Origin of the sequence: Flavobacterium sp. 245, from assembly GCF_004362055.1 — a bacterium.
In the GTDB taxonomy this organism is placed as follows: Bacteria; Bacteroidota; Bacteroidia; order Flavobacteriales; family Flavobacteriaceae; genus Flavobacterium.
The window spans coordinates 220,055-230,245 of record NZ_SNXB01000009.1; the positions used below are offsets into that span (position 1 = coordinate 220,055).

12 protein-coding genes and 1 riboswitch are annotated in these 10,191 nt (G+C 35.5%); of the genes, 10 read left to right on the forward strand and 2 right to left on the reverse strand.

Annotation, left to right across the window (positions count from 1 at the left end; translation table 11 throughout):
• Positions 1–8 precede the first annotated feature (8 nt).
• The 10 genes from EV145_RS17365 to EV145_RS17410 all read left to right on the forward strand — a co-directional run bounded on the left by EV145_RS17365 (position 9) and on the right by EV145_RS17410 (position 8,520).
• Positions 9–683, forward strand: coding sequence for a hypothetical protein (locus tag EV145_RS17365; RefSeq protein WP_133526454.1), 675 nt, complete (start codon positions 9–11; stop codon positions 681–683).
• Positions 683–1,252, forward strand: a complete 570-nt coding sequence (locus tag EV145_RS17370) for a DNA-3-methyladenine glycosylase I (protein WP_133526455.1) — start codon at positions 683–685, stop codon at positions 1,250–1,252. Before EV145_RS17365 ends, EV145_RS17370 begins: the two co-directional genes overlap by 1 nt.
• Before the next feature lie 89 nt (positions 1,253–1,341).
• A riboswitch (TPP riboswitch) is annotated at positions 1,342–1,438 on the forward strand.
• Positions 1,439–1,524: 86 nt separating this feature from the next.
• Positions 1,525–1,731 carry a sulfur carrier protein ThiS gene (gene thiS / locus EV145_RS17375; RefSeq protein WP_026983746.1) on the forward strand — a complete coding sequence of 69 codons (207 nt, stop codon included), beginning with the start codon at positions 1,525–1,527 and terminating at the stop codon, positions 1,729–1,731.
• Positions 1,732–1,897: 166 nt separating this feature from the next.
• A complete protein-coding gene (gene thiC / locus EV145_RS17380; RefSeq protein ID WP_133526456.1) occupies positions 1,898–3,721 on the forward strand; it encodes a phosphomethylpyrimidine synthase ThiC in 1,824 nt (607 codons plus the stop codon).
• Positions 3,722–3,752: 31 nt separating this feature from the next.
• On the forward strand, positions 3,753–4,352 hold the full coding sequence (locus EV145_RS17385; protein ID WP_133526457.1) for a thiamine phosphate synthase: 600 nt from the start codon (positions 3,753–3,755) through the stop codon (positions 4,350–4,352).
• Entirely contained in the window at positions 4,319–5,074 is a 756-nt protein-coding gene (locus EV145_RS17390; RefSeq protein ID WP_133526458.1) for a hydroxymethylpyrimidine/phosphomethylpyrimidine kinase, read from the forward strand. Before EV145_RS17385 ends, EV145_RS17390 begins: the two co-directional genes overlap by 34 nt.
• Positions 5,064–5,702, forward strand: coding sequence for a thiamine phosphate synthase (locus EV145_RS17395; RefSeq protein ID WP_133526459.1), 639 nt, complete (start codon positions 5,064–5,066; stop codon positions 5,700–5,702). Before EV145_RS17390 ends, EV145_RS17395 begins: the two co-directional genes overlap by 11 nt.
• Entirely contained in the window at positions 5,683–6,459 is a 777-nt protein-coding gene (locus EV145_RS17400; RefSeq protein ID WP_133526460.1) for a thiazole synthase, read from the forward strand. Before EV145_RS17395 ends, EV145_RS17400 begins: the two co-directional genes overlap by 20 nt.
• 114 nt (positions 6,460–6,573) lie before the next feature.
• Positions 6,574–7,716, forward strand: a complete 1,143-nt coding sequence (gene thiH, locus EV145_RS17405) for a 2-iminoacetate synthase ThiH (protein WP_133526461.1) — start codon at positions 6,574–6,576, stop codon at positions 7,714–7,716.
• A 93-nt stretch (positions 7,717–7,809) separates the two neighbouring features.
• Positions 7,810–8,520 (forward strand): HesA/MoeB/ThiF family protein, encoded by a 711-nt coding sequence (locus EV145_RS17410; RefSeq protein WP_133526462.1) that lies wholly within the window; start codon positions 7,810–7,812, stop codon positions 8,518–8,520.
• Here the strand turns inward: EV145_RS17410 and EV145_RS17415 are convergent.
• Both EV145_RS17415 and aat read right to left on the reverse strand, forming a co-directional pair.
• Positions 8,517–9,311: an MOSC domain-containing protein gene (locus EV145_RS17415; RefSeq protein WP_133526463.1), complete on the reverse strand. Its 795-nt coding sequence runs from the start codon at positions 9,309–9,311 to the stop codon at positions 8,517–8,519. The genes EV145_RS17410 and EV145_RS17415 overlap by 4 nt on opposite strands.
• A gap of 3 nt (positions 9,312–9,314) precedes the next feature.
• A complete protein-coding gene (gene aat, locus EV145_RS17420; protein WP_133526464.1) occupies positions 9,315–9,959 on the reverse strand; it encodes a leucyl/phenylalanyl-tRNA--protein transferase in 645 nt (214 codons plus the stop codon).
• Between the last annotated feature and the right edge of the window lie 232 nt (positions 9,960–10,191).

Sequence of the window (10,191 nt, forward strand, 5' to 3'; positions counted from 1 at the left end):
TTATTGTTATGAAAAAAACTAACTTAATAGTACTATTTTCAATAAGCTATTTCTTTTTTAGCTGTGGCAGTGATGAAAAAAAACAACCTAATAAAAAAGTATATCCTGTTAGTTCTTTAAAACCTGCTCCTGAAAAATCACTTGATCCCGTTCCTTCTAAAATAGTTGTTGCAAAAGACAGTGACGAAAATTCTCCTCTTAATCAAAAAAAGGCTTTTACAGTTACAAAACCTATTGTAACAACAGAAATTCCTGCTGCAAAAGCAACAACAACAGAAAAAGCTCCAACTCCGATAAAAAAGGAAGAAAACGACTTAATGAATTTTGTTAATCTGCGCAAAATCTTTTCAGGAACTAAAATTGGCCAAACCATGAGTCAAGAAGATTTGACCCAAAATTTTAAAATTCCTCAAGAAGCTGTTAAACTCGTTAAAAGTGTTACCAGAACAGCCCATGATGAACTGGCTGTAAAATGGCGTTCGACCTGGCTTGTAGAAAAAGTATCTGATGCTGAACTTGAAGATGGCAATATGAAAGTTAGATTTCAGGCGAATAAAATGTTCATGTCAGGCAAAGCAATCGGGATCAAATACAATAGAAAAGTTTATAATGATTTAATAATAATTGGCCATTCTGCCTATATACCAAGCGTAAAAGGATATCATTGGCAAATTGGCAAATAATGGAAAACGCAAATTTAATTCGATGCGGCTGGTGTACTTCCAGCGATTTATATAAAAAATACCACGACGAAGAATGGGGCGTTCCCGTTTATGACGACCCCACTTTATTCGAATTTTTAATTCTGGAAACTTTTCAGGCAGGATTAAGCTGGATTACCATTTTAAATAAAAGAGAGAATTTCAGAAACGCCTTTGATCATTTTGATTATAAAAAAATAGCTCATTATTCTGAAGATAAAATCGAAGAATTAATGCAAAATACCGGAATCATTCGTAATAAATTAAAAATAAAAGCCGCGGTTTCTAACGCAAATGCTTTTATGAAAATTCAGGAAGAATTTGGCAGTTTCTCTAATTTTATCTGGAAATATACTAATGGCAAACCCATTATAAATAACCTAAAAACTTCAAAAGACGCTCCAGCCACTACTCCACTTTCTGACGAAATCAGTAAAGATTTAAAAAAAAGAGGTTTTAAATTTGTTGGTTCAACCGTGATTTACGCACACATGCAAGCCACTGGAATGGTCAATGATCACGCCGAAGATTGCTGGAAAAGAGCTGAGTAAACAGTCGCAGTTTTCAGTCTCAGTTTTCAATTTTTCACAACTTGAACCATGAAACCTGAAACTTTTAAACAAAAATTATATATATTTGCTTCACACTTTAGGGGTGTCTACAATTTGTAGGCTGAGATTTTACCCTCTGAACCTGATCTAGTTCATACTAGCGTAGGGAAAAGTAAGATGACTTCTGAGCGCATTTCTATGCGCAATTGTAGCCATTCCTAAGGTTTTTAGATGCACTGCAGTGCACCTCTACTTAACTAAACTTAAAAGGAATGGAACTAAAAATCAACCAACAAATCAAAAAGTTCAATGCTGAATCGCTAAGCGTTCAATCATTGCTCGATCTCGAAATTCCAAACAAACAAAACGGAATTGCCGTTGCCATTAACAACACTGTTGTTCCAAGAATCAATTGGAACCAACATCTCGTACAAGAAACCGACGAAATTCTGATTATATCTGCCACTCAGGGTGGATAGTCCCGATAGCTATCGGGATAAATCCCAAAAAATAAATTCCAAATTCTAATTATACATAGAATTTAGACGCACAGCTGTGCGCCGCTACCGGAACATCTTCCATTTTACATTTAACATTCAACACAATCAAAATCAACCTGAAACTTGAAACCTGAAACAATAAACTATGACAACAGAAGAACAAATTTCCAGAACCCCTTTTCCGAATTCTAAAAAAGTTTACGTTAATGGCGAAATTCATCCCATAAAAGTGGCGATGCGCGAAGTCATTTTAAGCAACACCAAACTTTCGAATGGCGGAATTGAGAAAAATCCACCTGTAACAGTTTACGACACTTCAGGTGCTTATACGGATCCAAACATTGAAATTGACATCCGAAAAGGATTACCGCGCTTACGCGAAAGTTGGATTCTGGATCGAAATGATGTCGAAATTTTAAATAAAATAACTTCTGATTACGGACGAACCCGCATGAAAGATAAAAGCCTAAATCACCTTCGATTCGAATATTTACATCAGCCAAAAAGAGCAAAAAAAGGTGCAAACGTAACGCAATTATATTACGCTAAACAAGGAATTATAACTCCTGAAATGGAATATATTGCGATTCGCGAAAACCAACGAATTGAACTCATAAACGAGCAAACCAAAGCAATGCAATGCCAACATGCCGGTCATAGTTTTGGAGCCAATACCCCAAAAAGCAAAATCACTCCAGAATTTGTGCGTGCGGAAGTTGCCTGTGGAAGAGCCATAATTCCAAACAACATCAATCATCCTGAGAGTGAACCAATGATTGTGGGTCGTAATTTTTTGGTAAAAATAAATGCCAATATTGGTAATAGCGCCGTGACTTCAAGTATTGAAGAAGAAGTTGAAAAAGCCGTTTGGGCTTGTCGCTGGGGCGCTGACACTATAATGGATTTGTCAACTGGAAAAAACATTCATGAAACCAGAGAATGGATTATTCGTAATTCTCCAGTTCCAATTGGAACGGTTCCTATTTATCAAGCTTTGGAAAAAGTAAAAGGAATTGCCGAAGATTTAACTTGGGAAATTTTCCGTGATACTTTAATAGAACAAGCAGAACAAGGCGTTTCTTATTTTACAATTCACGCTGGAGTTTTACTTCGCTACATTCATTTAACTGCAAATCGCGTTACTGGAATTGTTTCGCGTGGTGGTTCAATTATGGCGAAATGGTGTTTGTTTCATCATAAAGAAAACTTCTTGTACACCCATTTTGAGGAAATCTGCGAAATCATGAAACAATATGATGTTGCTTTTTCTTTAGGTGATGGTTTACGCCCGGGTTCTATTGCTGATGCGAATGACGCCGCTCAATTTGCGGAATTAGAAACCTTAGGAGAACTCACAAAAATCGCATGGAAACATGATGTTCAGGTTTTTATTGAAGGCCCGGGACACGTTCCGATGCATATGATTAAGGAAAACATGGACAAACAACTAGAACATTGCCAAGAAGCTCCGTTTTATACTTTAGGTCCATTAACAACCGATATTGCACCGGGTTACGATCATATTACCTCTGCAATTGGCGCCGCTATGATTGGCTGGTACGGCTGTGCAATGTTGTGTTATGTAACGCCAAAAGAGCATCTTGGTTTACCCAATAAAAAAGACGTAAAAGATGGCGTGATAACTTATAAAATTTCAGCCCATGCTGCCGATTTAGCCAAAGGTCATCCGGGAGCACAATATCGCGACAATGCTTTGAGCAAAGCTCGTTTCGAATTCCGTTGGGAAGATCAGTTTAATTTGGCTTTAGATCCTGATACTGCCAGAGAATTCCATGATGAGACACTTCCTGCCGATGGCGCCAAAGTCGCTCATTTCTGCTCCATGTGCGGACCGAAATTCTGTTCGATGAAAATATCTCAGGAAATTAGAGATGTCGCTGCCGCGGAAAAAGGAATGCAGGAGAAATCAGAGGAGTTTATTGAACAGGGGAAAGAGATTTATATTTAAGAGAAAAGAACAAAGAGTAAAGAAGTAAGATATGATTGTCATTACTAGTCCTTCTGCAATTTCTGGCGAAATCAGCATTATTGATTCTTTATTTGAGGAAGGATTGCCTTTGCTTCATATTCGGAAACCTGAATTTTGTGAAGCTGCAATGATTCGATTTATTGATCAGATAAAAGTGGAATTCAGATCTAATTTGGTTTTACACAGCCATCATCAATTGGCAGAAGATTTCGGAATTAATCGAATTCATTTTTCTGAAAAAGACAGAAAAGATTCTCATGACTTTCCTACAAGGTTTTCAAAACCTTGTAGGTACTCCACATCAACTCATTCTATCGAAGACTTTAACTCTCTGAAAAAAGATTTTGAATACGCATTCCTAAGTCCTGTTTTCAAAAGTATTTCTAAAGAAGAATATTATCCCGTAAAAGATCTTTTTGAGTCTTTAACATTAAAAACAAACACAAATACAAAAGTGATCGCTTTAGGCGGAATCGACCTTGAAAACGTCAAAAAAACACTTGAAAACGGTTTTGATGATGTCGCGCTTTTAGGAAGTATCTGGAATAGTGAAAATCCTGTAAAACATTTTAAATTATGTCAGCAAATCGCCCATTCGTACTCAGTATAGCAGGATTTGATCCTTGTGGTGGTGCGGGTGTTTTGGCAGATGTTAAAACATTCGAACAACATCAGGTAACTGGTTTTGCTGTTGTAACGGCAAATACAATTCAGACGGAAAATAAATTTTACGAAATTCAATGGACCAATTTGAGTTTTGTAATCCGTTCCATCGAAACCCTATTTCTAAGCTATAAAATCAAAACGGTAAAAATTGGAATTGTTCCGTCTTTACATTATTTAAACCGAATTCTTTCCACTATAAAACTCCTGTCGCCAACAACACAAATTGTTTGGGATCCTGTTTTGAAATCGACAACAAAATTTGAATTTTTAAGCATTGAAGATCGATTAGATTTAAACAAAATCCTTTCAAAAATTGATTTGATTACGCCTAACTACATCGAGATTGAGCAGTTATTTCCTGGCTTTATAAAAGATCATCTTTGGATTGAAAATGAAACTTCTACTGCAATTCTTTTAAAAGGTGGCCACAATTTAAATGAAGTTGGAAAGGATCAATTGTTTTTGAAAAATACAATCATCGATTTACTTCCAACTAATAAATACTGTTCAGAAAAACATGGTTCAGGCTGTGTACTTTCTTCGGCAATCGCTTCTAATTTAGCCCTAAATCAAACTATTGAAGACGCATGCCAAAATGCCAAAACCTACATAGAAAAATACCTAAGTTCAACTTCAACATTAATAGGATATCATTATGTACAATAAAATGCAATACATCTCGCAGGGAAACACAATCGAAGAACAATTGTACAATATTCATCAGGCCTTAGATGCCGGGTGCGATTGGATACAAATGCGATTTAAAAACCAAACAGCCAAAGATACTTTTGCTTTAGCAGAAGCGGTAAAATTTTTATGCGAAGAATATCTGGCCAATTTTATTGTAAACGATAATCTTTACCTCGCACAGCAAATCGCTGCTGATGGCGTTCATCTTGGTTTATCTGATATGAAAATTGACGAAGCCAGAGCTATTCTGGGCAGTACAAAAATTATTGGAGGAACAGCCAATACATTTGAAGACATTCAAAATCATGTAAAAAATGGCTGTGATTATATTGGTTTGGGGCCTTTTAGATTCACAAAGACAAAAGAAAAACTAAGTCCAATTTTAGGTTTATCGGGCTATTTTGAGATTCTTCAAAAAATGAAAAAAAATAAAATCGAAATTCCAGTTTATGCTATTGGCGGAATCACTTTAAAAGATATAAGCCCTTTGATGAAAGCAGGAATTCATGGAATTGCAGTTTCCGGAATCATTACAGAAAGTCCTGAAAAGAAACTGTTAATTCAACAATTAAACGAAAAATTATATGCAAACACCATTGTTTAATATTGGGGACAAAAGCTTCAAATCTCGTTTGTTTTTAGGAACTGGGAAATTTGGATCGAACAAAGAAATGGAAAGTGCCATTTTAGCTTCAGAAAGTGAATTGGTGACTGTTGCTTTAAAACGCATCGACTTGGAAACCGATACTGATGCTATTTTATCGCATTTAAAACATCCGAAAATCAATTTATTACCAAACACTTCCGGCGCAAGAAATGCTAAAGAAGCTGTTTTTGCAGCACAATTAGCAAGAGAAGCACTCGAAACAAATTGGGTAAAACTTGAAATTCATCCGGATCCTAAATATTTAATGCCCGATCCAATTGAAACTTTAAAAGCAACCGAAGAATTGGCAAAACTTGGATTTTTTGTACTGCCGTACATTCACGCTGATCCTGTTTTGTGTAAACATTTAGAAAGCGCAGGAACTTCAGCAGTTATGCCTTTGGGTTCGCCAATTGGAAGTAATAAAGGATTAAAAACTATTGATTTTCTGGAAATAATTATCGAACAAAGTAATGTTCCTGTTATTGTTGATGCCGGAATTGGTGCTCCTTCTGACGCTGCAAAAGCAATGGAAATTGGTGCCGATGCTGTTTTGGTAAATACTGCAATTGCCGTTGCCGGAAATCCAAAATTAATGGCCGAAGCTTTTAAAGAAGCAGTTATTGCAGGACGAAAAGCTTTTGAAGCTAAAGTGGCTAATCAACAAAATTATGCTGTGGCTTCTAGCCCTTTGACGTCATTTTTATATGAGTAAATTGTTTAACCGCAAAGTGCGCAAGGTTTTTGCGCAAGGCACGCAAAGCTTTGCGACTGCTTCCAATAAACACAAAGCCCTTGCGCACTTTGCGGTTAAAAAAACACAATCCAAATGAAAACATTTAAATCCATTTTTGACAAATACAATTGGGATTCCATTCAATCTAAAATATATCAAACCACATCAAAAGATGTCGAACGTGCTTTAGCAAAAACCAAACAAAATCTCGATGACTTTTTAGTTCTGATTTCGCCTGTTGCTCAAAATTACTTAGAAGAAATGGCACAAAAATGCCATGAAATTACCAAAAAACGTTTCGGAAAAACCATCCACATGTATGCACCGCTGTATCTAAGCAATGAATGTCAAAATATTTGTACGTATTGTGGGTTTAGTTTAGACAATAAAATCAAACGAAAAACACTTACAGACTCAGAAATTAAGCTCGAAATTGAGGAATTAAAAAATGTGGGTTTTGATCATGTTTTATTGGTTACCGGCGAAGCAAATTATACCGTAAACATCAATTATTTCCTGAATGCAATTGCTTTGATACGAGAACAGTTTTCTATTCTTTCTGTGGAAGTCCAGCCACTTTCTACAGAAGATTATCAACGTTTGCATGATGCTGGAGTTTACTCCGTTTTAGTTTATCAGGAAACGTATCATCAGGAAGTCTACAAAAAATATCATACGAAAGGCAAGAAATCAAATTTTGATTATAGACTTGAAACTCCTGATAGAATTGGTTCAGCAGGCATTCATAAAATTGGTTTGGGGGTTTTATTAGGTTTGGAAGATTGGCGAACGGACAGTTTTTTCAACGCGCTGCATTTAGATTATCTTCAAAAAAAATATTGGCAGACCAAATATTCTGTTTCATTTCCGCGTCTCCGCCCCGCCGAAGGAATTATCGAACCCAATTTTATTATGGATGACAAAGATTTGACACAATTGATTTGTGCGTATCGTTTATGGAACGAAGATCTTGAAATCTCCATTTCAACAAGAGAAAATGAAAAATTCAGAAACAATATTATTCCGATTGGCGTAACCAGTATGAGCGCTGGTTCTAAAACAAATCCAGGAGGTTATGTTGTCGATCCGCAATCATTAGAACAATTCGAAATCAGCGATGAACGCTCCGCAAAAGAAATATCAGAAATCATAAAAAAATCAGGTTACGAACCGGTCTGGAAGGATTGGGATAGAACATTTAGCCAAAAGTCAAAAGTCGAAAGTCCTAAAGTTTAGAACTTTACTTTATTTCCAATTTATGCTTTCGACTTTCGACTTTTGACTTTCGACTTTTGACTTTACAACTTTCAAACTTTAAGACTTAAAAAAATGAGTGTGATAAAAGAATTCCTTCGTTATAACAGACAAACTATTCTTCCTGAAATTGGCGACGAAGGTCAGGAAAAACTAAAAAAAGCAAGAGTATTAGTAATTGGTGCCGGAGGTTTAGGCTGTCCGATTTTACAATATATTGCTACTGCTGGCGTTGGATTTATTGGAATTATGGACTTTGATAGAATTGAAATTCATAATCTTCACCGACAAATTTTATATACAGAAAATGAAATTGGGCAAGAAAAAGCAATTGTTGCTAAAGAAGTGGTTTCGAAATTGAATCCGCTTATTAAAGCTGTTGCTATTGCAGAGAAATTAACTCTGGAAAATGCCTCTCAAACTATTGAGCAATATGATATAATTGTCGATGGCTCAGATAATTTTACAACACGTTATTTGGTCAATGATACGTGTGTTCAGCTAAACAAACCTTTGATTTACGGAAGTATTTTGAAGTTTGAAGGTCAAATTGCGGTTTTTAATCATAATGGAAGTAAAAACCTTCGGGATTTATTTCCAGAAATGCCAGACCCAAAAGAGGTTCCAAATTGCAATTTAAACGGCGTTTTAGGAACTCTTCCCGGAATTATTGGAAATATGATGGCGCATGAAACATTAAAAGTAATTTTGGAATTGCCTTCTTTAAAAAATGAAATTATAATTTTTAATACGCTGAATTGGAACTTTACAAAACTGAATTTCTAGAAAACAAGCGCGTCTCCAACCTTAATACTCCCAGCATTCAAGCTCACAATATTAGTCCCGAATAAAACCGAATTGTCTACATTTCTGTATTTGCTTAACGTCTTTAAAGGTTCTTTTTTTAAACGCCCATTTTCTGGATCATTATTCACCATAACGCATCTTCCGCAAGGTTTTATATTTTTAAATTGAACCTCTCCGATTTTAAAAGTGTCGAAATCATCTTCTTCGTGTTCCGTTTGACTGCTAATTACAATATTGGGACGAAACCTTTTTATTGTAATTTTCTCATCCAATTTATCATTCAAAAAATCCAAGCTTTTTGATCCAATTAATAAATACGGATAACCGTCGGCCAGACTTACATTGAAAGTTTCTTTTAATCTAGAACTTTCGTGTTTACGAGCTCCATTTTTTAGTATTTTGACTAATTTACATTCAAAACCTAAATGTTGGCTGAACCATTTTGATGTTTCCTGATTCACCTCAACAACTTCACTTTGATCATCCCAAACATTCACTTTTAAAGCGTTTCCGAAATGTTCATCAATAAAAAATTCATGTTTTTGATCTTCAAAAGTAATACTGATTTTTCCATCTAAAATCTGAGGATAAAACTGACTCATTATTCGATGTTCTCTTTGCGTTATCATTTGATTCTCTGCATCAATTAACATCCATCTTCGGTCATTTTCAAAACCCATTTCTTCTGCCAATGCTGCTTCGCAACTTATTCCTGCTAAGCTTTTTATTGGATAAATATAAATTTCCTTTACAACGTAAACTGAACTCATTTTTTATTTGCTTTTTAAGATGGACATAAATTCGTCACGATCAATCTCACGACAGCCTAAACTTTCTAAATGCGGATTATAAACCTGACAATCTAGTAATTTGTAATTTTCTTTTTGCAAATATAAAGCTAAAGCAATAAAAGCGACCTTCGATGCATTTGAAACTTTAGAAAACATACTTTCTCCGCAAAATATAGTTCCTTTTCCGAGATCAATCCCGTAAAGACCGCCAACCAACTTTTCGTCCTGCCAAACCTCAACCGATTTTGCAATTCCTTCTTCGTTTAATTTGCAATATGCATTGATCATTTCGTTAGAAATCCAGGTACCACTTTGCCCATCGCGTTTTATCTGCTGGCAATTTGAAATAACTTCTTTGAAATTTTTATTGTAAGTAACCTTAAACATTTTCCGATTCAGAATATTTCGCATGCTTTTGGAAATTACCAATTCATCAAAAAACAATACCATTCGAGGATCTGGCGCCCACCAAAGTATTGGTTCTCCTTCATTAAACCATGGAAAAATGCCGCTTTTATAAGCTAATTTCAATCGGTCTGGATTTAAGTCGCCGCCAACAGCCAGAATTCCTTCTTCATCAGCTTCTGAAACGGGTGGAAAAAATAAATCTTCGAATAAATAATGCATTTTTAAATTCCAATAAAATTAAATTCCAAATTCCAATTCTTCACAATCTTGTCATTTCGACGGAGGAGAAATCTTAGCAAGAAACTCTACAAAGATTTATCTTTTCTGTGCGGAGTTTCTCGTGAAGATTTCTCCTCCGTCGAAATTGTAAAAGTCACTTATTTCGGTAACGGATTTATCATTTCGATTGGCTTTTTTCCATCAATACCTTGATGTGGTCTTTCATGATTGT

Bases quoted from the DNA above. Each gene is read 5' to 3' on its own strand.
- EV145_RS17365 (WP_133526454.1), top strand. From the start codon at position 9: ATGAAAAAAACTAACTTAATAGTACTATTTTCAATAAGCTATTTCTTT.
- EV145_RS17370 (WP_133526455.1), top strand. From the start codon at position 683: ATGGAAAACGCAAATTTAATTCGATGCGGCTGGTGTACTTCCAGCGAT.
- thiS (WP_026983746.1), top strand. From the start codon at position 1,525: ATGGAACTAAAAATCAACCAACAAATCAAAAAGTTCAATGCTGAATCG.
- thiC (WP_133526456.1), top strand. From the start codon at position 1,898: ATGACAACAGAAGAACAAATTTCCAGAACCCCTTTTCCGAATTCTAAA.
- EV145_RS17385 (WP_133526457.1), top strand. From the start codon at position 3,753: ATGATTGTCATTACTAGTCCTTCTGCAATTTCTGGCGAAATCAGCATT.
- EV145_RS17390 (WP_133526458.1), top strand. From the start codon at position 4,319: ATGTCAGCAAATCGCCCATTCGTACTCAGTATAGCAGGATTTGATCCT.
- EV145_RS17395 (WP_133526459.1), top strand. From the start codon at position 5,064: ATGTACAATAAAATGCAATACATCTCGCAGGGAAACACAATCGAAGAA.
- EV145_RS17400 (WP_133526460.1), top strand. From the start codon at position 5,683: ATGCAAACACCATTGTTTAATATTGGGGACAAAAGCTTCAAATCTCGT.
- thiH (WP_133526461.1), top strand. From the start codon at position 6,574: ATGAAAACATTTAAATCCATTTTTGACAAATACAATTGGGATTCCATT.
- EV145_RS17410 (WP_133526462.1), top strand. From the start codon at position 7,810: ATGAGTGTGATAAAAGAATTCCTTCGTTATAACAGACAAACTATTCTT.
- EV145_RS17415 (WP_133526463.1), bottom strand. From the start codon at position 9,311: ATGAGTTCAGTTTACGTTGTAAAGGAAATTTATATTTATCCAATAAAA.
- aat (WP_133526464.1), bottom strand. From the start codon at position 9,959: ATGCATTATTTATTCGAAGATTTATTTTTTCCACCCGTTTCAGAAGCT.